The following is a 22244-nucleotide window of genomic DNA, read 5'->3' as shown; positions in this document are numbered from 1 at the left end:
TCCTCCCAATTAATATTTCAATATGAATCTCTCTTATTCTTCCTTTGTTCCTTATACAGTGAACATACGTTCATGTTTGTGCAGAACCGAAATAAAAAAATATTATCCACTGAATGTAAGGATGAATATATATTTGGCATAAGGAATAATTATGAATAGTTCGAGATCCTCTATTTGATGCTAGAAATTATAGCATAAAATCAGACTTAATCAACTACCCATTTCGACAAAACTGAGCAATATCACATACTACGGCTGTTTTGCGTAAGGTATTATGTCCGAAAATACAGCGTTTGATTAAAATCATCACAAAAAATTAATTTTAAAAAAATTTAATGAAAACGCAAACATTTTTAATTTAAGTTACGTATAAATTAGCATTTACTACCAATAATGCGTTTGCATAATTAGTCCGAAAAATAGCTTCATACACTTTTATTCATTTGCCATGAACCGTTGTGTCCCAGAATTTTGGTTATAGACCCGCCATTGCACCATCATTGATTATTCATTACAAAAGTAAAACATTTATAAATGTTTCCAGATGAAAAAAACCTGTCGAAACGTTCTCGACAGGTTTAATAGAATATCCTATAGGCTAAAACTTTAAACAATTTTTTTATTTTAATCCTCGTTTATTGTCGCCTGTGACCATAATCACATCGACATAGGGCCGAATACGATCCATTAATCGCTGCCCTTTATACACTTCATCGCCATCTTTGCTTGTGAAGCTGAAATGGCGCTCCAGCCCATCAAGCTCATAATTGGACGTATACAGCGTCGGCTTCCGGTTCATTCGGTAATTCAATATGGAGCCAAGCACATGATCCCTCGCCCAAGGATTCAAATTCTCCGCACCGATATCGTCGAAGATGAGCAGATCCGTTTCCTTCATCATCTCCACCGTTTCCCGCAGCTTCGCCGGCTCATGCATCATCGACTTCAAATCCTCGACAAAATCAGGCATATAGACGATGACGCCGGAATAATCGGCTTTCGCCAGCTCATGCAGCAGGTAGCACATGAGAAAGGTTTTTCCTGTGCCAAATTTTCCGGCTAAATACAGGCCGTTAGGCTGAAGGCCCTGCTCCTTCGTCCGGTCAATGTATTCAATGACACGGTAAGCCGCTTCGGCACGGGTAGGGTCCTTGTCTAAAATTTCGAGCGCCGAATAGCCGCTCTTGAGCGCCCGGTCATCGACATAGAAGCTGCGAATCCGTTTCTTGATCCGCTCCTCATTGCGGCGAGCGATCATTTTCTTGCATGCAACCTTGCGGTCATGCAGCTGTACGCGCTCCTGCACCGTATCGCATGAAAGCAAGGTATAATGGCCCTCAAAGTCATTCGGACATTGATCAAGCCCCGGACAGTTCGTACAGTTCCGATATTCGGTTACATATTGATAGACCCGGTTCAAATTAAGACGAACCGCCTGCTCATCCAGCTCGGGATGCTTCTCCCGCAGCCGATGCACAAGCGGATCGGCAAGCATCTCTTCCAGCTTCCGGTCCGCCTGATCCGTTAATGACTTGCCCGCAGGCCATGCTTTCAGAAGCTCACCCAGCGATTCCATTCTTAATCACCCCGCGATCTTATTTTCCATCCAGCTTCCTTGCCAGCTGGCGCATTTCTTCAAGCTTCTCCGGCGATACCTGGCTTGAAGCTTCCGTATCCTGCACAATCGGGATGCTTGGCTTGCGTGAAGCACCGCCTCTTGCTCCAGACCGTGAGCCCCCGCGGCTCGCTGCGCCCACAGAACGCGCATTTTCTTGCCGCTGTTCCTTGTCCTCTTCAACCTTCCCTTGCTCGCGCACGTAGCCAACAGCCTTCTCAAACGTATCTATCTGCTTGACGAGCATATTGGATACGACCGCTTCAACGAATGTTTTCGTCATCCGATGGGCGTCATTCATGCCTATAACATAATGAATGAGTACATTAATAACAGGTGCAGGCAGCCGGTAATTGAGATCGATGCGCTCGAAGGAGCGTTCAATCCAATCTGGTACAGCTCCCGGGAAAAAGCGCTGCATAAAGCGGGTATGCGGCTCATTTCGCATGAGCATATTGTACTGATGAATATCGCATCTGCCATCGAGCAAGCTGGGCACGCTCAAATAATATTCTTCCTGAACGCCAAACTCTTCTATATTGTCATCGGCTGCTTCCGCCTGAGACTGCTGCACGCGGGCAATCGTACGCTGGCGATCCCCTTCGCGCTTCTTATCCTGGCGATACATCTGATTGGCCCGCATCTGCAGCTCGTCAATGAGCAGCAGCCCGTCCGGCGCAAAAACGCCATCCTCATCCAGCAGACGGCAAAGATCGCTCGCATTCAAGCTGTATTTATAAGCGACGTAATTCAGCTGCCCAAGCTGCTCGCCATCGCCGCGCAGCCGCTCTACATAGCTGCGGTTGGCGGAATTGCGCGGAAAACGCAAAATAATTTCCCCATAAGGAATGCCCGCCGTCTCCTGTTTAAGTCTAGGCGCTGCTTGCCGAGATGGCGCCACCTCGCTTAGTGCCTGCTCCAGCTCCAGATCTACAGATTGCGGATTGAGCTGAAACAGCTCATAAAACGGTACGGAAATGTTCTCCTTGCTCAGCTGTACGCTAGCCAGCTCGTCAGGCTCCTGCGCTCCAAATGATTCCCTTAACGCAATCAGCGCGTATTTGCCAACCTTGTCACGAAGCAGCATGACCAAATGCTGGGTTTGAAAAAACTCGCCCGGCGTAAGCGGCTTAGCCAGCTCATATTCATAAATCAGATCGCTTTGCTCCGGCAGTGCCAGCCGCGACGTTTGCAGCAGACCCACTGCCTCCAGGCGCGACGCCTGCTCGACAAGATGCTTGCGTCCCCGCTCATTCATCTCAAGGCCCAGGCCTAGAAACAGCTTGCGCTGCGGCTCCAGCGAGGAATAGCCAGAAGCCCCATCCGAGATGCCGTGGTACAGCTGCTGGTATAAAGCAACCGCGAAGGCGCCAATCATCGGCTGATAGATGAGCGATAATATTTTATAATCCAAACTGCTTAATGAAAAATCACGAAAGATATAATAGCGGTGATGCTCCGTAAACTGCAATAAGTTACCGATGCGCATGGCATCTACTCCATCCTGTCCATACTTTCTATCAGTTTAACACAAAACGGACCGCTAAGCGGCTTTCTAGAATAGAAAAAATCCCCCAAGTGAGGGATTTGCTTATACGCTTAAAACATCTTATAGCCGCCTTTGCGCAGCATCTGAATCGTCCAGCCGCTTAAATAAGCACCGATTAATGCGCCAAACACAGGCACTAAATCAATGAAGGTAAAGCTCGTAAAGTTCTCGGAAGTGGAGATTGTCTTATCCCATGTACTCCACACATAGAAGGGCACCAGAACAATAATAAACATATAAATGGGAAACCATGTTGTTTTCAATAGCATATTCAGAATAAATCCGATGCCGAACATCATGACCAAAAACAGCACCGTCGCAATAATCAGTTGAAGCATGTACGATTCCCCTCTCAGACTCTCGATAACATTTTAATGAAACCGCTTAAGGAAGTCAATTCCGATTTACCAATTGTCACAAGTCCGACATTTGCCCTTCCGCCCTAAACTACGTTACAATGTTCACAGCAAAATATGCCAAAGATAGGGGTTATCTCTGATATGAGTGAAGTAGCTATTACACTAGAGGGCTGGTACTGCCTTCATGATTTCCGCAGCGTCAATTGGGCTGCATGGAGACTGAGCACCGCCGAAGAGCAAAGCCGCATGCTCGATGAGTTGAATACGTTTCTGAAGCAATGGTCGGATGTAGAAGAAAGCAAGCAAGGCAGCACAGCTGTCTACTCCATCGTTGGACAGAAGGCTGATTTTGTATTCATGCACCTGCGCGAAACGCTGGAGGAGCTGAATGAAATCGAGACAGCTTTCAATAAAACAGCGTTCGCTTCCTTTACAACGCCTACCTATTCCTATGTAAGCGTTGTGGAGCTGAGCAACTATGTGAACCAGCCGGGCCTCGATCCGATGGAAAATCCGGAAATTCTCGCCCGCCTCAAGCCGATATTGCCTAAAGCGCGCCACATCTGCTTCTATCCGATGAATAAGCGCCGCGACGGCAACGACAACTGGTATATGCTCGGCATGGACGAGCGCCGCACGATGATGCGCAGCCATGGCATGATCGGCCGCAAATATGCGGGCAAAGTGAAGCAAATTATTAGCGGCTCCGTCGGCTTTGATAATTGGGAGTGGGGCGTAACGCTGTTCGCAGAGGACGCACTGCAATTCAAGAAGCTGATCTACGAAATGCGCTTTGATGAAGTTAGCGCGCGTTACGGCGACTTTGGCGACTTCTACGTCGGCAATTTGCTTGATGCAGCGAAATTTACCGCTCTGCTGAAAGTGTAGACCTTTTTTCTTTCTTCTGAAAATAACGCACAACCGCCCCGACACGCTGACGAATGTTCGTCACTGTGCCGGGGCGGTTCTTTGTTTAACAGCTTCGCCTAATCTTCTTCTTCGTCATCCTCTTCATCTGGGCCAAGGCGCTTCGCTTCCAAATACTCCTGCGTCGCGCGGTCGCGCTCGCGCCCCTTTTCCTTCAACCGTTCAATCGCCGGCTGGATAAGCAGATCCACTTCCTTTTGAACCGGATAGGCCAGATCATAGCGGTTTTGCGACTCCAGAAACGAGCCAACTTCCATTAGAGCGTTATAGCGATCCAGTTCATCCCGCGTCAGCAACCCCCGAACCTGCACGCTGCAATGACGCATTAGAAAAATTTCCCTTTGCGCAGGACGAGCGGAATGCCGCCGATAATGAACAGATAGCGCAGGTCAATCATTTTCTTCAGCCATGCCGCTACCCGGCCTTTATATTTTTTGCCAAATGCAAGGCCGATCGCTTCGCCTTTGCCAAGGGACGCTACCGTTCCTTTATTGCTGAACGCGAACGCTTTAAGCGGCTGGTTGCGTATCGATGCAACCAGATTATGGGCGCACACGACACCTTGCTGCATAGCAATTTGTGCGGTAGGCGGGTATGGACGGCCTTCCGGATTAAACATGAGCGAGTTGTCACCCAAAATGTATATGTTCTCATGGCCTGGCGCACGCAGCTGGTCGTCGATTTTCACGCGTCCGCGCATCGTTTCAAAGCCCGCATCCTCAATCAAGCGATTGCCGCGGATGCCGCCCGTCCAGATGACCGTTGCCGACTTGATCTCTTCGCCTTCGCCAACAACGACGCCTTCTGCTGTGCACTCTTTAATCGCTGTGCCAATGCGGAACGTGACGTTCTTCTTCGTCAGCACATCCATCGCATATTCCACAAGCTCAGGATCAAAGCCTGGCAGCGCCGTCGGAGCTGCCTCAATATTGTAGATTTTCACAAGCGCCGGGTCCACATCGAACTGCTTGCACAGCTCAGGAATGCGGTCGGACAGCTCGCCGACGAACTCAATGCCGGTAAAGCCTGCTCCGCCTACAATAAACGTTAAATAATCCGTGCGGTGCGGCTCGCGCTTAAAGCGGGCAAATTGATATTCAATATGCTCGCGGATAAGGCGGACTGAGTTAATGCTGCGGATGTTCATGGCATGCTCGCCAAGACCGGGAATGCCGAACGTTTCCGGCTCGCCGCCAAGTCCCACAACCAAATAATCGTAAGACAATGTGCCGTCTTCCAAAATAACCTTTTTGTCCTGTGGGCGGATTTGTACAACGGTTGATTTTACAAAATCAATTTTAAACTCATCAATCAGCTTCGAGATGCTGACACGGGCATTTTCAGGATTATCGGTTCCTGCTGCCGGCATATGCAAATGTGTGGTGATGTAATGATAGTCATGTTTGTTTACCAAGGTAACATCTGCTTCGTTGTAGTTAAGCTCCTTCTGCAAACGCAACGCCGTCAGCACTCCGCCGTATCCCGCACCCAGAATAACAATCTTAGGTATGTTGCTCATCGTATGATCCCTTCCATTCCTATGCGTTTAATTATATTGTGAAAAATTACACAAACCTCTTTCTACATTTATGATCTACGAGGATTAAATGTGCAACTTAGTCTCCCTATATTTGGCCAATTTCCAATTGTACCAACCTTAACATACAACAGACATACTACAGAGTTTTAAACAAAAGTTCAATGGCATTTTATACGAAAAAGTTTAGAAGGGCATACAAATTAGTTATTTCCTTCTTTGTGCCCGTATGTTTATAATAATAAGGATAGATACAAATATGTGGAGGTGCCTACGTTGTCTCAAACTGAACTACCTGAAAACATTGTCGATATCGCAATTATTGGCGGCGGTCCTGCTGGCCTGTTCGCTGCTTTTTACGGCGGCATGCGCCAAGCATCCGTTAAGCTTATTGAAAGCATGCCCCAACTTGGTGGACAACTGGCTGCTCTTTATCCAGAGAAATATATTTATGACGTTGCAGGCTTCCCGAAAGTAACGGCTCAAGAGCTTGTTGACCGTCTTGTCGAGCAGCTTAACCACTTCAAGCCTGAAATTTGCCTGGAGCAAAAAGTTAAGCAGGTTGTTAAGAAGGATGAGCGACTGTTTGAAATTACGACTGATACAGAAACCCACTACGCGAAGGCCGTTATTATTACAGCTGGCGTAGGCGCGTTTGAGCCGCGTCGTCTGGAGCTTCCGGAAGCTGCCGCTTACGAGAAGAAAAATCTGCATTATTTTGTCGGCGACCTGCAGCGCTTCAAAGACCAGAACGTTCTGATCAGCGGCGGAGGCGACTCCGCGGTTGACTGGTCGCTTATGCTGGAGCCGATTGCGAAGAGCGTAACGCTCATTCACCGCAGAGACAAGTTCCGTGCGCATGAGCACAGTGTAGAGAACCTGAAGAATTCCAAGGTCAATGTGCTGACTCCGATGGAAATTACCGCGCTGCATGGCGAGGACCAAATCGAGAAAGTAACGCTTGCCCATGTGAAAACGAAAGAAACGACCGAGCTTGATGTCGATGCCGTTATTGTCAACTTCGGCTTCGTATCCTCCCTCGGCCCAATTGCCGAATGGGGCATTGAAATTCAGGGCGGCTCCATCGTCGTGGATACACGCATGGAAACGAATATTCCTGGACTGTTCGCAGCCGGCGATATTACGACCTACCCAGGCAAGCTTAAGCTGATTGCTGTTGGGTTTGGCGAAGCGCCAACCGCGATTAACAATGCTAAAGTTTATGTAGATCCGGAAGCGAAGCTTTCCCCTGGCCACAGCAGCAATATGAAACTGTAAGCTGGGAACGCGCGCAGCCTTTCATACAAGCAATGAAGTAAATACACATAAATAAGGGTATTCTACCTTGGAGCAATGCATGGCGTTAAGCGGTGCAAGCCAAGGAGGATACCCTTATGTTTTGTCCAGTCTGCAATGGCATCAAGAGAGTGGAAATAAGTTGTGGCAAGTGCAATGAAGCGATGAACGATTGCGGGCGTACGCTGGAATGGAGTGATCCTTATGCTCCATACGAGCCTGTATCCATCTCCGGTTCCACCCGCAATCAGGTAGGCGATGCAATTTGTTTACATACGGCACTGTGCCCAAGCTGCGCGCATACGATAGAAGTGTGCATAAGTGAATGGCAGGAATAACGTCTCAGGCTGTAATGCGCACATCCTCGTCTGTCAATTGCCTTCGCTTCATTTCAAACAGCAGCATTTGGATAAATTCCTGATCTAGCTTAGACTGGACCGCCGCATAGTAGGTGTCCTTAAGAAAATCGTCGGACATAAGCTCCATAATCGGCACTTCCTTTCATGGCTTTTGCTAATGCTTCACCATATTATCACGGGGATAAACGATAGAACAACCGTTCTGGTTATACACAGGTGCTTGTGGACAGGGTGTGCATGGCGTGTGAATAAACGTCGAATCTTGAGGATTCACGCTGTGTACATTGTGGATACGGTTATACACAGTCTCAATTTTTACCATTTCTATAAAAAACTTTAATTACAATCTCTTAATCTATCAATCTTATCGTTTAATGCCATTAGTTATTTTTCCCTCTTATGGAAAATAAGTGGAAGTTCAAAAAAATAAACCCTTTCGGGTTTATTGCGGCCTTGTATTCACCTCGAAAATCCATATCTTCCCGCTCTTGTCGATGCCATAATCGAAGCCCAACTGCCCAATGCCTGGAAACCGGCTTTCCAGCAGCTGCGTCGCCTGTACCGTCAATTCTCTCATCTTCGATTTTTTCGCCCGAACGGCTGCGCCGGAAATAGAGCGCCTGATGCCCTCCGCTGCGCTAACCATCGTTCCGCCTCGACAAAGGTTCGTTACGAATAATCCCTCTCTAGCAATTCTTCCTACCATGGAGCGATAAACCCAGCCCGTAGCGGTTTTTACATATTTCACGCGGTAATCGATCGGCCTGCTGCCGACGGATGCCAGACGGATGCCTTTTTGTATAATATAAGGCCGTCCCTTGCGTTGCTTATCAAGCGCGCTCTTCAGTGCGTTAAAGCTGCTGAAATGCTTTTTCACTGCGTAATAAGTGTAGGAATAGCTCGCGCTTCCATCCTGCGTCACCTTAATAACCCCGTGCCCACCTGCTCCGCGAACAGGCTTGATTACAACCATTTGATGCGTTTGCAGCATGCTCCTCAAGTTTTCCCCAGTATACCGTCTGGTAGGGGGAATGTGCGGGGCAATACCCGCGTGAGACAATAATACGGCCGTCTTTGCCCACTTGCTCGCCAACTGCCTGCCCTGATGCTCGCTCAAAAGCTACCAGCTCCTTTCCTGCTTCCTCCTCCATAGCATATGTCGGCAAGACGTCTGTCTCTTGGATGATTGACGCAGGTAAGACGCCCCTCTTATGAAGACCGCCAGCGCCACCAGGGCATTCATTTAGTTCGGCTGTACATGCATACGGGAGCCCTTCTGCTGCTCCTTGCTTAATGCTAATTGAGGCTAATCTTCTCTGACCCTTCAAGGTTTAAGGAACCACAGCATGCAATTGTTGCTGAGAGTACAGTTGTAGTGAGTACAGTTGTAGTGAGTACAGTTGCTGAGATCTCGCGGGCTTGAAGGCTCATTCCTTTTTTGGCGGACTGAGCTTCCGCTATTCTGGATTTTTATCCCCTTTTTGGACTTAAGCGGACAGGAGATTCGCTATTGCCTTCATAATCCTCTCAAAATGACGATGGGTAAAGCATTAGCGGCTCCTGAGTCCGCAAACTGTGTCTTAACCCGTGATTTGTTGAAATAGCGTCTGCTGTGTCCAACAAGTTTATCCTTGTGTTTTATGCTCAGAGCAAACCCCAGAAACGAAGCGAATGAAGCAGACTTACGGTACGCAAGTTCACATTGAGGGCAATAGCGGTGGATAGAACAAAGAGGCTGCCCAGCGGCATCCTCTTTGTTCTATCCACCTATTTCATTGAAAGCGTTTGGTGCAGCCATTGATAAGACACCCGTCCGCTGATTTCATGGACACCAGGGAAAATATCGCATTGCAGCTGCCCCGGCACGCCTTCGCGTTCATAGATCGCTTGCAGCTCTGCTGCTGCTTTTTTAAAGCCCCGGGCCGGGAAAATCGGGTCATTTTGCCCGGCTTCCAGAAACAGCGGGCGCGGCGCAATTAGCCCAATCAGCTCGGGCAGCTCAGCTTGGGCCAGCAGGCCCGGCGTATAATTGTCGATGCAGTGATGGACGGCAAATATGCTCTCCTTAAACGTATTCGTAAAACCAGTCAGGACGACAGCCTTTATCCGTTCATCCAATACTGCGGCTACATACGAGATAAGTGCTCCCCCGGAAAAACCCATAGCCCCTATGTGGGCTGCATCCACCTCTGGCCTGCCTGCCAAATATTTAAGCGCTTCCAATACTTCGGCCGTTCGCAGGCCCGTCAGCGTTTTGCCCAGCATCATGAGCTGTGTGGACAATCTGTAGCAGGAGCTTGGGGCATCGGGATTTTCCTGTAGATCCGCATCCAGCTTCCGTTCACCGAAGCCGACAACATCAGGCGCAATGACAACCATGCCGCGCTTCACTAGCTGAACGGCAAAATGCTGATGAATGTTAGGCTTCCCAAAGTCTTCTGTGCCGTCTGGGAGCAACCCGACGATTTCCCTACTGCCATAGCCATGTCCATGCACCGCGAGTACACCGGGGAGCTGCTGGCTCTCAGCGCCGTCTGGGATAAGCACATACGCTGCGAATGACAGCCCCGGCGTAGCGGACAGCTCCACCCGTTCCCTCGTATATCCATCGCATTGGACCCGTTCTAGCACGACGGGCTCATGCCCAAGGTTTGATTCAAAAGAACCCACCGCTGATGCAAGCGCACTCTTTAATCGCAGCCTTCTGCCTTCCCTACTTTCTGCTTCCGCCGCCGCACGATGCGCCTCAACCGCTTCCTCATAAAGCCGATTTAATAGCTGATCTGCTTTCCACATGAACGTTCCTCCTGCCATTGCCAAAATAGTTAATCTCATCATCGTTGGTTACCACAGTAAACGCTTACTAAATCAATTGTTTTCTCTATGCCACTATAACGCTAAAGCCAATGGAAACACTAGTCAAGCGTAATTATAAGAAAAAGCTTCAGGCCTGCTTTCAGGGGCGCAGGCCGAAGCTTTCAGGGGCGTTCACTTGCTTATTTGCTTATAATCTTGCCGACTAGCTTTTTAACTGACTAACTTGATGAACTTACATGAAGAACTTACTTGTCGTCCTCCTGCTTGCCCATAGCTGCCTTAAGGGCATCCGCCAAGCTGCTTGACAGCGACACATTATCGCTGAATTGATTGATCATTTTTTTCTCCTGATGCTTATTGATTCGTCCGCCCTGCTTATCGCCCAGCATTTCAATGACATTGCATGGACGGCACTGTGCGTATTTCCCCGCTTTGCCATCATGAATTTCCATCTTCTTGCGGCATTGCGGGCAGCGCTTGTTGGACAGCGCCGGCTCAGCCGAGCGGCGATAACCGCATTCCCGGTCCGGACACACGAGCGACTTGCCCCGCTTGCCCTTCACTTCCATCAAATGCTTGCTGCATTCCGGGCAGCGCGAATGCGTCAGATTATGAGGCTTGTATTCCTTGGTCTCATTTTTCACCTCTGCTACCCATTTGCTCGCCTGCTCGCGAATGCCCGCCATAAATTTCGCTGGGTTGCCCTTGCCGAGCGCAATACGCTCAAGCTCAAGCTCCCACTGCGCGGTAAGCTCCGGCCGGCGCAGCTCCTCAACGACAATTTCGATCAGCTGTCGCCCTTTCCCTGTAGGGGACAGCTGGTTGCCCCGGCGCTCAATCGTGTCGGTTCCGAGCAGCTTCTCAATAATATCCGCACGCGTTGCTGGCGTACCCAAGCCATGCTTCTCCATTCGGCCCAGCAGCGATGCTTCCGTATATCTTGCGGGCGGCAGCGTCCGCAACTCCTTGAAGCGAGCTTGCTTAATCGGCAGCGTCTGCCCCATGCTCATGGCGGGCAGCTGCTGCTCCGGCTGGCGATCTGCCTCGCTGCGGGCTTTATCATCATCTTCATCGTCATCATCACTGAAGCCTCCGCTGCCGATTCCGCCCCCGCTGTAAAGCTCTTTCCAGCCGCTTTCCTTCTGCACCCGGCCTTTGGCATACAGCTTGTCGCTGCCAACCGCCAGCGTTACGCTCGTCTCATCATAGCGATATGCTGGAGAGAACAGGGCTAGAAAACGGCGAACGATCAAGTCATACAGCTTGCGCTCCTCCGCGCTTAGCGCAGACAAATTGACGTATTGCTCTGTTGGAATAATCGCATGGTGATCGCTGACCTTGCTGTCATCAACGAATCGCTTCGTCACGGTTAGCGGGCCGCGCAGCAGCTTGCGGGCAAAAGGCGCATAGGGCCCGACCGCCACGCTTTCCAGACGGCTTTTGAACGTCGGCACGATATCGCTCGATAGATAACGCGAGTCGGTACGCGGATAAGTGACGATTTTATGCTGCTCATACAGCTTCTGCAGCACATTAGACGTCTGCTTCGCCGAGAAGCCCAGCCGCTTGTTCGCGTCGCGCTGAAGCTCCGTCAAATCATAGGCTCCCGGATGCAGCTCCGACTTTTCAACGGTACGCAGCTTGTCAACCTTCGCTCCTTTTCCCTGCAAGCGGGCAACAACTGCGCCAGCCTCATCCCGGCCCCATACACGACCATCATGGCCATCCTGCTCGCGCCATACCGCCTGAAAAGTGCCCATATCCGCAGATACCGTCCAAAATGGCTGGGACTGGAACTGCTCAATTTCCTTCTCCCGATCCATCAGCGCAGCAAGCGTCGGCGTCTGTACGCGTCCAGCCGCCAGCTGCGCATTGTATTTGGTCGTTAAAGCGCGAGTGACATTAAGTCCAATTAGCCAGTCCGCCTCGGCGCGGCACACAGCGGATGCGTACAAATGGTTGTATTCCGCTCCCGGCTTCAGCCTGCTAAAGCCATCCTTGATCGCCTTATCCGTCTGCGACGAAATCCAGAGCCGCTTAAACGGCTTGCGCCAATGCACCAGCTCCATAATCCAGCGGGCAACCAGCTCGCCCTCACGCCCGGCATCAGTCGCAATGATAAGCTCGCCAATATCGGAACGCTTGCACAGCTGCGCTACCGCCTTGAATTGATGCGACGTTTCCTTCATCACCTTCAAGTTCATTTTAGGAGGCAGCAGTGGCAAATCCTCCAAATTCCAGGTACGGTATTTCGGATCATATTCCTCCGGCTCGGCGAGAGTGACCAGATGGCCAAGTGCCCAGGTTACGACATATTTAGGACCTTCTATGTAGCTTTTATTTTTGTTCGTACAGCCGAGCACACGGGCAATTTCCTTTGCCACGCTTGGCTTTTCCGCGAGCACTAATGATTTCATCTCTTCCATTCGCTCCATTCGTCCAGCTTGTAAAGCTATATTATCCTTACAAATGCTAATGTTGTCAAAAATAGACCGAGCATGACGCCTAAGCAAGCTATCCCCGCGGCGCCCACAAAATAATCGATACGCCGACCAGACATACGGCGGCGCCAATCCAATCGTAAAGATCAGGCGCTCGCTTGTCTACCAGCCAGCCCCAAAGCACCGCCATCGCGACGAACACGCCGCCATAGGCCGCATACACTCTGCCAAAGGCCGGAAACGATTGCAGCGTAGGCAAAATGCCGTAAAGCACCAAGACTCCACTGCCAATTATACCGTACCAATAAGGCTTTCCTTCGCGCAGCCACAGCCACACCAAATAGCCGCCGCCGATTTCTGCAAGCCCGGCTGCAATAAACAGTAAGATTTGCATGATTAAAGGCAACGCTAAAGCACTCCTTTTCCCCCTTAGTCTCTGACTCTATTTTACCTGACAATTGCCGTTATGCTATAGTATTCTCACCATGAATGATAATAGATTTGGCAGCTTATTCTCATGCACAAAGTTAATGACTGGGGAGTGCGAATGTTGAAACCGCGTTTGATCGGTATAATCGCTTTAGTATTATTCATTTTTGTTGCTATTAATTTTTATATGGGCTGGAATGGGTGGCTGTATTTGTCGGCCTTACTTCCCTTGGAAAACCCGCTGCCTTATGCCTTAATTGTCGCTATTATCTCTTTCTCTTATATCATTGGAAGACTGCTTCAGCCTGTAGCTCCACTGCGCAAAATAGGGCGTGTGTTCAAGCTTATTGGCTCCTACTGGTTCGCGATTATGGAATATGGGGTACTGCTGCTTCCTCCAGCCAATCTGATATACTGGCTGCTGACGAAACTGGATATCCCCGCTTCTACTGCTTTGCTGGCCGTAGGGAGCATAGTCGTTTTGATTATGACGGGGATTGTTCTGCGAGGCAGCTGGAATGCCTGGTCACCGATTGTCCGCACCTATTCCATTACGATTGCCAAGTCGGCCGGACCGCGCAAATCGCTGCGTATCGGCATGGCCTCAGACATTCACCTGGGCACCATCGTCGGCAAACGCCATTTAGGGCGGCTTGCAAATGCTATGGAACGAATGAAGCCGGACCTGATTTTGCTGCCGGGCGACATTATCGATGATGACATTGCCCCTTATATCGATGATCATATGTCGGAGGTTATGAAGCGCCTGAAAGCACCGCTTGGCGTCTATGCCGTTCTTGGCAATCACGAATATATTGGCGGTCACATTGCCCGCTTTATTGCAGAAATGAATGCTGTCGGCATTCGCGTGCTGCAAGACGAGAGCGTGAAGATTGACGACGGCTTTTACATCATCGGACGCAAAGATCTCAGCGCAAAAAGAGCTGATCCAGTTGGCCGCCAATCCGTTAAGGAGCTCGTCGCAGCGCTTGACGCCTCCCTTCCGCTCATTATGATGGATCATCAGCCATCCGATTTGGAGCAGGCTTCGCTGCAAGGCATTGATCTTTCATTGTCCGGCCATACCCATCGCGGTCAAATGATGCCGAACCACTTTTTCACAAGAAGGCTGTTCGAGCTCGACTGGGGTTTTCTGCAAAAAGGACAGCTTCACGCCATCGTCTCCTCCGGCTTCGGCACATGGGGACCGCCGCTTCGCATCGGCAGCCGCGCAGAAATTATTCAGCTAAACGTCGAATTCCGCCCGTAGGCTGCACCAGCTTACCGTTGTACCTGCCTGCTAGCTTGCCGCTGACTTTATACGAAAAACAAAAAAACTGGCGATGACCTTATCGGGTGCCCTTCATGCACAGCCCGATGCGTCGCCAGTCTTTTTTATGCCCATACGTTAATTGATCATTCGTTTATTGGTTGTTCGTCCGAACCTGCTTAAAGGTGCGTTCCACCCAGCCAAATATGAGCTGTGTTTTAATGATGAGCAGCAGCCCAAGTCCCAGCTTCACTAGGCATTCAATCATGACAGCCCAGTGTGCTCCTCCTTTATTGCAGCCATTTGCTGTACAGCACATCCGCATCGCCATTTTCCTGCAGCCTGTGTATGACCTGATTGACGACCTGAAGCAATTCGGTCTGCCCTTTGACGACAGCTATCCCGAATCCTTCTTTGGTAAATGCACCCCCTGCCAGCTCCAGCTGCGCCTCGGGATAATGCTGATTGTAGCTGACCTGTTTTAAATAATCGTTAAATACGATATCTACCTCGCTGGAGCGCAGTGCTTCCAAACATTCCGCCACCGAAGCATACGAGCGTATTTTAATTTTTTTACCCTGTGCAATCAGCGCTTCTGCTTCCCGCTCGCTGCTTGCTTGCGTTTTTACCCCAATCGTTTTGCCATCCAGATCACTGAGCGAGCTCACCGAATTGTCGCCCTTCCGCCTGACGATCGCCATGCCGCTATCCAAATATTTATCCGACATATCGACGATCTGCTCCCGCTCCTCCGTAATATACATACTGGCAATAACCATATCGGCTTTGCCCAGCTGCAGGGCATTAAGCAGGTCAGCAAAGGGCATTTTTTTCCATTCAATCTCTACGCCAATTTCGTCTGCAATAGCCAGTGCCAAATCCACATCGTATCCTATAAACTCGCCCGTCTCTTCATCCGTATATTCAAACGGGTAATTTTCGGTTGTGGCGATAACCAGCTTGCCCGACTCTTGAATGATGGGCAGCCATTGCAGCATGGCCGGATTGCTTCTTTCCGGTTTCGGCGCATCCTTCGTACAGCCAGCCAGCATAAGGCTGAACAGTGCAATCAGCGCAATCGCCGACTTGACGGTGGCTTTCTCAAACATTCAAACAACCTCCCACCATAACGCCCCCCATCTCGCTTTATTTCACACGATTTGCTTGGCTTGCCTGCTGCTCGCTCCATTCCCACAGCCGCTTGGCAGCCTGCTCATCCTTGGCTTTTGGAGACACGTCCTCCCTTTTTTGCTTATAAAAATAGTGCCCGCTTACCGCTCCACCTTCCTCCGAGCTTGCCAAATAAAGCGCCGTCTGCGCGCCCTGCAGCGAAGTCAAGAAAAAAGGCCGCAGCAGCGCATGCATGCTTTTGCCGAATCCCGTCTGGCGGTTGACGCCCAGCGACGTTCCTACCGCTCCGGGATGCAGGCAATTAACCGTCACCTTCGTATGCGCCAGCCGCTTAGCCAGCTCCTTGGTGAACAAAATATTGGCCAGCTTCGATTGGGCATAACCCTTTACTACACTAAAGCCCCGGGTCAGATTGATATCCTCAAAATGGATTTTCCCCGCTTTATACGCGCCCGAGGATACATTGACTACTCTGCCCTGCGGCGATTGCTTCAGCAGCTCCAACAACGATGTCGTCAGTAAAAAATGTCCCAGATGATTGACGCCAATCATGCATTCATAACCATCTTTGGTTAGCTCGCGCTTCAGCGATACAACGCCAGCATTGTTCAGCAGCACATCCAGTCGGTCGTACCGCTGCTTGAATGCTTCGCAAAAGGCATGAATGCTCGCTAAATCTCCCAAATCACAGGCCATCAGCTCAATATGCGAGGCTCCGCTTGCGGCAAGCGCCTGCTGCCGTGCGGCCTCCCCTCGCTCCAAGCTGCGGCAAGCCATAATAACTTCCGCGCCAGCCTTCGCCAGCTCCGTAACTGATGCCAATCCCATGCCCGCATTTGCTCCGGTAACAAGTACGATTTTCCCACTCATTTGCATCATGCTTCTCAGCTCCGCTTCTCTAGCTATATCGTCATACGCCGATTATAAGGTTGACACTTATACATGCTTATAGTTACAAAAAGGTCTCCGGCTTTGCCCGGAGACCCTGTGACTGCTGCTCGCAGCAAACCTTTAAGCAATCAGCAGCAGACCCTGTGGACCAGACATTAGAATGAACGGTTTATTCGCTCCTACGCCCTGCTGCTGCTCTCCTGCTGTTCGCCATTTAAGCTAGTGTTATTGTATGTCTGCTTCTTCCGTAAAGCCGCGTTTTTTCAGCCAATTGCCGCAGCATAAGCTCCAGGTATGCGCTTCAGGATGGTCATAAGCAAGACCAATGCCATGTCCGCCGCTCTCATAAATGTGCATTTCGTACGGCACGCCCTTGCTCGCCAGCGCTGCTGCAAACATTAAGCTGTTCTGGACCGGAACGGCCCCGTCATCTGCGCAATGCCAGAGGAAGGTCGGCGGTGTCTGCTCCGTTACCTGCAGCTCGCTCGACAGCTCCCTGCGAAGCTCCTCAGGCGCATCCTCACCAAGCAAATGGACCAGTGAACCATCGTGACGGAACTCTCCAAACGAAATAACCGGATAACACAGAACCATCGCATCCGGACGGCTGCTTGCGCGTTCGATCGGATCAGGGCTGCTGCTGTCTCCGGCATCAAAATGCGTGCCGGCTGTGGAAGCCAAATGACCGCCAGCCGAAAAGCCGAGTATGCCAATACGCGCGGGATCAATGCCGAATTCAGCTGCCCGGTTTCTGACAATCCGCATGGCGCGCTTCGCGTCACCAAGCGGAATAGGATGCTTATGCGGAGCTACACGGTAATGAAGAACAAATGCATGCAAGCCCAAATCATTCAACCACTTGGCAATCGGCTCGCCCTCATGGTCGGCGCGATAGCGGTAACCGCCGCCTGGGAGCACGATAACTGCCGCTAGAGGCTTGTCTGACTTGATGAGATGAGGCACTAAATACGGGCGCTCACCTTCCACATTTTCATAAGCTGAATCTGGCCATAAAGCCACTTCCGTCATATGCGATACCTCCGAAATAACTTTTTATGCTATTGGTAGCCATTGCTTCAAAGCAATTATACATGAATTCCACTTGGAGGGCGTTAATTCCTTCATCACCCTCGACATTGAAATTTATTCAGCCAAAATTGTAACTATTTGTAGTGTAGCTGCGTCTTTAATTTTAGAATAAGCTTAGAAGGCATGGCAATAGCAGCAGCCTTAACAGGAGGAATACGGATGAAACGTTTTCGCGCCGCTTTTACAATCATTCCAGCAATCAGTCTTGCAGCTTCGCTAATAGTGGCGCCTCTTGCATCAGCAGCGCTTCCAGTGAACAGCAGCAATTACATAACAGCGGCAGCAGCACCAGCCGCCAAGAAAATAACGCTTAAGATTAACGGCAATTCGCATTTGACTGAATCGGCCCCTTTTATATCGCAAAACTCGGTATATATGCCGCTTCGCGAGGTTGGCGAGCTGCTCGGAGCGATGGTCGCATGGAACGCAGCAGCCAAAACCGTAACCATGAGCTATCCGGGACATCTCGTTACGTTAAAGATCGGCTCCACGGAGGCGATCAACAACGGAAAGAAGATCAAGCTGAACACTCCTCTTCAAGTGATTAAGGGCCGTGTATACGTTCCGCTGCGCTTTTTCTCCGAATCCATTGGAGCAAGCGTGACTTGGAAGCAGGCCGACAACACAGTAGGGATTAACCAAAAAATCATTTATCAAACGGGCGGCAGCATGCAGACAGGCGCAGCATGGATCGATCCGGCTACCGGCAGTCTTTATACGGCGCTGGGCAAATCTGATATTCCCAAGCTTGCGGGCAAGCTTCAAATAGATCCGGAGCTTACCGGCTATTGGGGATTGTCGACCAAAGCGATCGGAACAAACGGCCTCATGGTATCCCTTCTCATAAACTACGGGGAGCCCGGCATTCAATACCGCTCCCACGCCGCCTATATTAAAGATAGCAAGCTCGTCAAGCAGGCTGCGGCTCAGTATTATCAGCGCTATGAGCCTAACATTGTGGCGATGAACAATAATCCGCTGCTGACCGATGGCAAAACATTAACGCTGCTGGACAGCAGCGGAGCTACGCTGGAGGAATATGACCTTCCCAAGCTGGGTGGCAAAGATGAATCGTATGCCGTGCTTGGCATGGGCCAAGGCTACCTCATTATTCGTCCTAACAAGACAGGACTGCTCACTTTAGTCGATTTGAAGACGGGCACCGCTACGCTTTTGTATAAGCAGTTCCTGTCCGCTGCCGAGCAAGAGTATGCCGAAACAAACGACATTCCTTACCATGGCGATGAGCTCGCTTTCACTGGCGAAACGTCCAAAGGCGTACTAAGCTTCTCTTATCGCAGCGCTCTCGATGGCAAAAGCTACACCTACAGCTATTCGCTGAATAAAACATAAACAGCGTTGCCAACACTTAGCAGCCGCTAATTTTTTCCTGCTATTTGAATAAAAAAGCAAGCCCTGGCGGTGATCACTCACAATGCCGGGGCTTGCTTTTTTTCAACTGCTACCAGGCTAGCATAGTCAGCCCTTTAGAAAAAGGCTGCCATCGTTTTCGCCAGCTTTTCATAATGGGCATAAATTTCTTTGTAGCGCTTGCTCGTCTCCGGGTTCGGAACAACGGGCTTGTCCATCGGAATATGCTGCTTAATTTCCTCAAAGGAGGCCGCATGACCCGCCGCTACCAGAGCGGTCCAAGCGGCGCCCCATGCGGCGCTGTGATGGTTTTCCGAGACGTATATTTCCGCATCGAAAATATCCGCCATCATTTGCAGCCAGAGCGGCGAGCGGGACAGGCCGCCATTCACATACATTTTCTGCGGCGCGCCCGCGAGCTTCTCCAGCGCCTTGCCGATCTGATACAGGTTGAACGTTACGCCCTCCAGCACCGCGCGAATTAAGTGTGCCCGCTCATGGGTCATCGTTAAGCCGTAGAAATTGCCCTTCGCCCGCTGGTTCCACAGCGGTGCCCGTTCGCCGTTCAAATACGGCAAGAAGAGCAGGCTGTCCGCGCCGGGAGCAATTTTTTCAGCCTCAGCCAGAAAAGCTTCGTATCCGCCCTCATAATTCAGCGTCTCCTTCAGCCATTGCAGCGCAATGCCGCCATTGTTCGTTGGACCGCCCACGATATACGTGTCCTTCGTAAAAGAGTAGCAGAATGTCTCGCGGCTATCGCTCACCTTCGCCTGATGCGTAAGCTGGCGGATCGCCCCGCTCGTCCCAACAGATACGGCAACCTCGCCGGGAAGAATCGCTCCAATGCCGAGGTTAGACAGCTGCCCATCCGCAGAGCCAATCGCGAAGGGCAGGTCCGCTGAGACGCCCATTTGCGCAGCAATATCCACATTCAGCCCAGAGAGAATTTCCGTTGGCGGCACGATTTCGGACAGCTGCTCTGCTGTAATGCCAGTAAGCGCCAGCAGCTCTGCTTCCCAGTCCAGCTTCGCCGGATTGAACAAGCCGGTTGCCGAGGCCATTGCATAATCGATTTTGCGCTGGCCAAACCAGCTGTAAAGCAAATATTCCTTAATCGACATGAAATAGCTCGCCTGCTCATAAGGCTCGTAGTTATTTTCTTTCATCCACAGCAGCTTCATGAGCGGCGTCATCGGGTGAATCGGCGTTCCCGTTGCCTTATACACCTGCTCCCCATTTGCTGCCAGCATCGCTTCTGCTTGGCCTGCGCTTCTTCCATCCGCCCAAATAATCGCCGGAGAAGTCGGCTTCCCGTCAGCGTCCAGCGTCAAAATCGCATGCATCGCCGCCGAAAACCCAAGCGCCAGCAGCTCGCCTTCCTGCACCTTCGCCTTCTCAATCGCTTCTCTGATAGCGAGCACCGCCGAGCGCTCGATTTCCACTGCGCTCTGCTCCACCCAGCCCTGCTGCGGATAGTGAAAGGTGTTCATTTTCTCAACATCTGCGACCAAATGGCCATGTGTATCAAAAATACAAGCTTTAACGCTGGTTGTCCCCAGATCAAGCCCGATTACCAGCTCTCTTCCCATCTCTCATCGTCCTTTTCGTCTCCAGCTCCGAAGGGCCGTATATTCCGCATTGCTATCGTTTTATTATAACTGATTTGCGGGACGAATGAGCGGGATGGGCTATTTTTTCACATTATCCCCGGTAGTTATCCTGCCATTTCAGCAGTCTGCGCTCTGCTCGCTTGCGAAGCTTTGTTGTTTAGGGTTACCCCTCAAATTTTCGCATCGCAATGACCGCATTATGCCCGCCAAAGCCGAAGGAGTTCGTGAGGCCCACCTTTATATTCGCGCGGCGAGCTTTATTCGCTACGATGTCCAAATCTCCGCAAGCCGGGTCCGGCTGCTCGTAGTTGATCGTCGGCGTAATGACGCCTTCCTGCAAGCCTTTGGCGAGGGCAATCGCCTGTGCCCCTCCCGATGCGCCGAGCATATGGCCCAGCATCGACTTTGTCGCCGTGACGGCTGGCGGCTGCTTGCCATCTGCTGCAAACAAGCGGCGAATCGCCGAAGCCTCCGAGCGATCACCAACCTCAGTACTTGTAGCATGTGCGCTGATCACATCCACATCTGCAGGGGCTAGTCCCGCTTCTTGCAGCGCAAGCTTCATTGCCCGGTATGCGCCATCTCCGTCAGGCGGCGTCGCTACGATATGATACGCATCCGAGGTCGCTCCATAGCCTACGACCTCCGCATAAATGCGCGCTCCTCTGCTTTGCGCATGCTCAAGCGATTCCAGCACCATAATGCCCGCTCCCTCTGACATGACGAAGCCATCCCGGCCGCTGTCAAAAGGTCGGCTTGCCCGCTGCGGCTCCTCGTTGCGGGTGGAAATCGCGGTCGCATTGCCAAAGCCTGCGAGCGCAATATCCGTTACGGCTGCCTCTGAGCCTCCGGCAAACACGACGTCCGCCCAGCCGCCGCGAATGAGGCGGAATGCTTCGCCAATGGCGGTATTGCCCACCGAGCAGGCCGTAACGGGCGCAAGCGTCGGGCCGAGCGAGCCGAGCCTGATGCTGATTTGCGCAGCTGCCATATTGGCAATCATCATGGGCACAAGCAGCGGGCTCACCCGGCCTGGCCCACGCTGACGCAGCTGCCCTTCGTTATCCTGCAGCGTTTGCAGGCCGCCAATGCCAGAGCCGACATATACCGCCAGCCGCTCACGGTCCAGCTGCTCCAGCTGCAAGCCCGAATCGGCAAGCGCCTCTTCCGCTGCCGCGAGGCCGAACTGGGTGAAGCGGTCCAATTTGCGGGCTTCTTTTTTCCCAAACCGCTCCTCCGGATTAAAATCCCGCACCAGACCGGCGAAATGCGTCTTATGGTTCGCTGCATCAAATGTATCTATAGGGCCAATTCCTGATTTGCCCGCAAGCATTCCTTCCCAAAACGTCTCTACCCCAATTCCTAATGGCGATACGACACCAAGTCCCGTTACAACAACTCTGTTCATCATTTGTTCCCCGCTTTCCAGGATTAAACTGCTTATCTCGATTGATTGTATTATGGCAAACGAATTATCCTATTACAAGTTGTCGTTTATCCTAGTATTAGCTATACTACAATAATAAATAACAGCGTAATGGAAAGGGTTTGAG

The 22244-nt window shown here is 50.9% G+C and carries 20 protein-coding genes; 5 read left to right on the top strand and 15 right to left on the bottom strand.

The window, feature by feature from the left end; all coding sequences use genetic code 11:
* Positions 1-619 precede the first annotated feature (619 nt).
* The 3 genes from dnaI to MHB80_RS07420 all read right to left on the bottom strand — a co-directional run bounded on the left by dnaI (position 620) and on the right by MHB80_RS07420 (position 3502).
* Entirely contained in the window at positions 620-1576 is a 957-nt protein-coding gene (gene dnaI / locus MHB80_RS07430) for a primosomal protein DnaI (protein ID WP_341281560.1), read from the bottom strand.
* Between the two features lie 19 nt (positions 1577-1595).
* Positions 1596-3104 carry a helicase DnaB gene (locus MHB80_RS07425; RefSeq protein ID WP_341281559.1) on the bottom strand — a complete coding sequence of 503 codons (1509 nt, stop codon included), beginning with the start codon at positions 3102-3104 and terminating at the stop codon, positions 1596-1598.
* A gap of 110 nt (positions 3105-3214) precedes the next feature.
* Positions 3215-3502: a YuiB family protein gene (locus tag MHB80_RS07420; RefSeq protein ID WP_338555048.1), complete on the bottom strand. Its 288-nt coding sequence runs from the start codon at positions 3500-3502 to the stop codon at positions 3215-3217.
* Between the two features lie 162 nt (positions 3503-3664).
* On the opposite strand from MHB80_RS07420, the gene hemQ reads away from it, so the two are divergent.
* On the top strand, positions 3665-4411 hold the full coding sequence (gene hemQ, locus MHB80_RS07415) for a hydrogen peroxide-dependent heme synthase (protein WP_341281558.1): 747 nt from the start codon (positions 3665-3667) through the stop codon (positions 4409-4411).
* Positions 4412-4509: 98 nt separating this feature from the next.
* Here the strand turns inward: hemQ and MHB80_RS07410 are convergent, their stop codons facing one another.
* Together MHB80_RS07410 and MHB80_RS07405 are read right to left on the bottom strand one after the other, a co-directional pair.
* Positions 4510-4776, bottom strand: coding sequence for a hypothetical protein (locus MHB80_RS07410; RefSeq protein ID WP_341281557.1), 267 nt, complete (start codon positions 4774-4776; stop codon positions 4510-4512).
* The gene (locus tag MHB80_RS07405; protein WP_338555045.1) at positions 4776-5969 is read right to left on the bottom strand and encodes an NAD(P)/FAD-dependent oxidoreductase; all 1194 of its coding nucleotides are present in this window, start codon (positions 5967-5969) and stop codon (positions 4776-4778) included. The genes MHB80_RS07410 and MHB80_RS07405 overlap by 1 nt, the downstream gene beginning before the upstream one ends.
* A gap of 294 nt (positions 5970-6263) precedes the next feature.
* On the opposite strand from MHB80_RS07405, the gene MHB80_RS07400 reads away from it, so the two are divergent.
* Positions 6264-7265 carry an NAD(P)/FAD-dependent oxidoreductase gene (locus tag MHB80_RS07400; RefSeq protein WP_341281556.1) on the top strand — a complete coding sequence of 334 codons (1002 nt, stop codon included), beginning with the start codon at positions 6264-6266 and terminating at the stop codon, positions 7263-7265.
* Positions 7266-7381: 116 nt separating this feature from the next.
* The gene (locus MHB80_RS07395; protein WP_341281555.1) at positions 7382-7621 is read left to right on the top strand and encodes a hypothetical protein; all 240 of its coding nucleotides are present in this window, start codon (positions 7382-7384) and stop codon (positions 7619-7621) included.
* Positions 7622-7625: 4 nt separating this feature from the next.
* Here the strand turns inward: MHB80_RS07395 and sda are convergent, their stop codons facing one another.
* The 5 genes from sda to MHB80_RS07370 all read right to left on the bottom strand — a co-directional run bounded on the left by sda (position 7626) and on the right by MHB80_RS07370 (position 13294).
* Positions 7626-7769, bottom strand: coding sequence for a sporulation histidine kinase inhibitor Sda (gene sda, locus MHB80_RS07390; RefSeq protein WP_341281554.1), 144 nt, complete (start codon positions 7767-7769; stop codon positions 7626-7628).
* A gap of 315 nt (positions 7770-8084) precedes the next feature.
* The gene (locus tag MHB80_RS07385; RefSeq protein WP_341281553.1) at positions 8085-8759 is read right to left on the bottom strand and encodes a YheC/YheD family protein; all 675 of its coding nucleotides are present in this window, start codon (positions 8757-8759) and stop codon (positions 8085-8087) included.
* A 650-nt stretch (positions 8760-9409) separates the two neighbouring features.
* A complete protein-coding gene (locus MHB80_RS07380; RefSeq protein WP_341281552.1) occupies positions 9410-10438 on the bottom strand; it encodes an alpha/beta hydrolase family protein in 1029 nt (342 codons plus the stop codon).
* A gap of 266 nt (positions 10439-10704) precedes the next feature.
* Positions 10705-12876: a DNA topoisomerase III gene (locus MHB80_RS07375; protein WP_341281551.1), complete on the bottom strand. Its 2172-nt coding sequence runs from the start codon at positions 12874-12876 to the stop codon at positions 10705-10707.
* Between the two features lie 97 nt (positions 12877-12973).
* The gene (locus tag MHB80_RS07370) at positions 12974-13294 is read right to left on the bottom strand and encodes a YnfA family protein (protein ID WP_341282893.1); all 321 of its coding nucleotides are present in this window, start codon (positions 13292-13294) and stop codon (positions 12974-12976) included.
* 153 nt (positions 13295-13447) lie between these two features.
* Between MHB80_RS07370 and MHB80_RS07365 the strand changes: the two genes are divergently transcribed.
* Entirely contained in the window at positions 13448-14599 is a 1152-nt protein-coding gene (locus tag MHB80_RS07365) for a metallophosphoesterase (RefSeq protein ID WP_341281550.1), read from the top strand.
* A gap of 290 nt (positions 14600-14889) precedes the next feature.
* On the opposite strand, the gene MHB80_RS07360 is transcribed toward MHB80_RS07365, so the two are convergent.
* The 3 genes from MHB80_RS07360 to MHB80_RS07350 all read right to left on the bottom strand — a co-directional run bounded on the left by MHB80_RS07360 (position 14890) and on the right by MHB80_RS07350 (position 17650).
* Entirely contained in the window at positions 14890-15708 is an 819-nt protein-coding gene (locus MHB80_RS07360; RefSeq protein WP_341281549.1) for a transporter substrate-binding domain-containing protein, read from the bottom strand.
* 37 nt (positions 15709-15745) lie between these two features.
* The gene (locus MHB80_RS07355; RefSeq protein ID WP_341282892.1) at positions 15746-16600 is read right to left on the bottom strand and encodes an SDR family oxidoreductase; all 855 of its coding nucleotides are present in this window, start codon (positions 16598-16600) and stop codon (positions 15746-15748) included.
* Positions 16601-16846: 246 nt separating this feature from the next.
* On the bottom strand, positions 16847-17650 hold the full coding sequence (locus tag MHB80_RS07350) for an alpha/beta hydrolase (RefSeq protein WP_341281548.1): 804 nt from the start codon (positions 17648-17650) through the stop codon (positions 16847-16849).
* Between the two features lie 219 nt (positions 17651-17869).
* Here MHB80_RS07350 and MHB80_RS07345 point away from each other — a divergent pair, with 219 nt between their 5' ends.
* Positions 17870-19063: a copper amine oxidase N-terminal domain-containing protein gene (locus MHB80_RS07345; protein WP_341281547.1), complete on the top strand. Its 1194-nt coding sequence runs from the start codon at positions 17870-17872 to the stop codon at positions 19061-19063.
* A gap of 134 nt (positions 19064-19197) precedes the next feature.
* On the opposite strand, the gene MHB80_RS07340 is transcribed toward MHB80_RS07345, so the two are convergent.
* Both MHB80_RS07340 and fabF read right to left on the bottom strand, forming a co-directional pair.
* A complete protein-coding gene (locus MHB80_RS07340; protein ID WP_341281546.1) occupies positions 19198-20670 on the bottom strand; it encodes a gluconokinase in 1473 nt (490 codons plus the stop codon).
* 184 nt (positions 20671-20854) lie between these two features.
* Positions 20855-22099: a beta-ketoacyl-ACP synthase II gene (fabF, locus tag MHB80_RS07335; RefSeq protein ID WP_341282891.1), complete on the bottom strand. Its 1245-nt coding sequence runs from the start codon at positions 22097-22099 to the stop codon at positions 20855-20857.
* Positions 22100-22244: the final 145 nt, after the last annotated feature.

Origin of the sequence: Paenibacillus sp. FSL H8-0537 (assembly GCF_038051995.1) — a bacterium.
Taxonomy (GTDB): Bacteria; Bacillota; Bacilli; order Paenibacillales; family Paenibacillaceae; genus Pristimantibacillus.
The sequence above is the reverse complement of the archived record's forward strand: the minus strand, read 5'-3'. Positions and strand labels throughout refer to the sequence as shown.

Excerpts from the sequence above, each read along its gene's own strand:
- dnaI (WP_341281560.1), bottom strand. The coding sequence starts at position 1,576 with ATGGAATCGCTGGGTGAGCTTCTGAAAGCATGGCCTGCGGGCAAGTCA.
- MHB80_RS07425 (WP_341281559.1), bottom strand. The coding sequence starts at position 3,104 with ATGCGCATCGGTAACTTATTGCAGTTTACGGAGCATCACCGCTATTAT.
- MHB80_RS07420 (WP_338555048.1), bottom strand. The coding sequence starts at position 3,502 with ATGCTTCAACTGATTATTGCGACGGTGCTGTTTTTGGTCATGATGTTC.
- hemQ (WP_341281558.1), top strand. The coding sequence starts at position 3,665 with ATGAGTGAAGTAGCTATTACACTAGAGGGCTGGTACTGCCTTCATGAT.
- MHB80_RS07410 (WP_341281557.1), bottom strand. The coding sequence starts at position 4,776 with ATGCGTCATTGCAGCGTGCAGGTTCGGGGGTTGCTGACGCGGGATGAA.
- MHB80_RS07405 (WP_338555045.1), bottom strand. The coding sequence starts at position 5,969 with ATGAGCAACATACCTAAGATTGTTATTCTGGGTGCGGGATACGGCGGA.
- MHB80_RS07395 (WP_341281555.1), top strand. The coding sequence starts at position 7,382 with ATGTTTTGTCCAGTCTGCAATGGCATCAAGAGAGTGGAAATAAGTTGT.
- sda (WP_341281554.1), bottom strand. The coding sequence starts at position 7,769 with ATGGAGCTTATGTCCGACGATTTTCTTAAGGACACCTACTATGCGGCG.
- MHB80_RS07380 (WP_341281552.1), bottom strand. The coding sequence starts at position 10,438 with ATGTGGAAAGCAGATCAGCTATTAAATCGGCTTTATGAGGAAGCGGTT.
- MHB80_RS07375 (WP_341281551.1), bottom strand. The coding sequence starts at position 12,876 with ATGAAATCATTAGTGCTCGCGGAAAAGCCAAGCGTGGCAAAGGAAATT.
- MHB80_RS07370 (WP_341282893.1), bottom strand. The coding sequence starts at position 13,294 with ATGCAAATCTTACTGTTTATTGCAGCCGGGCTTGCAGAAATCGGCGGC.
- MHB80_RS07365 (WP_341281550.1), top strand. The coding sequence starts at position 13,448 with ATGTTGAAACCGCGTTTGATCGGTATAATCGCTTTAGTATTATTCATT.
- MHB80_RS07360 (WP_341281549.1), bottom strand. The coding sequence starts at position 15,708 with ATGTTTGAGAAAGCCACCGTCAAGTCGGCGATTGCGCTGATTGCACTG.
- MHB80_RS07355 (WP_341282892.1), bottom strand. The coding sequence starts at position 16,600 with ATGAGTGGGAAAATCGTACTTGTTACCGGAGCAAATGCGGGCATGGGA.
- MHB80_RS07350 (WP_341281548.1), bottom strand. The coding sequence starts at position 17,650 with ATGACGGAAGTGGCTTTATGGCCAGATTCAGCTTATGAAAATGTGGAA.
- MHB80_RS07345 (WP_341281547.1), top strand. The coding sequence starts at position 17,870 with ATGAAACGTTTTCGCGCCGCTTTTACAATCATTCCAGCAATCAGTCTT.
- MHB80_RS07340 (WP_341281546.1), bottom strand. The coding sequence starts at position 20,670 with ATGGGAAGAGAGCTGGTAATCGGGCTTGATCTGGGGACAACCAGCGTT.
- fabF (WP_341282891.1), bottom strand. The coding sequence starts at position 22,099 with ATGAACAGAGTTGTTGTAACGGGACTTGGTGTCGTATCGCCATTAGGA.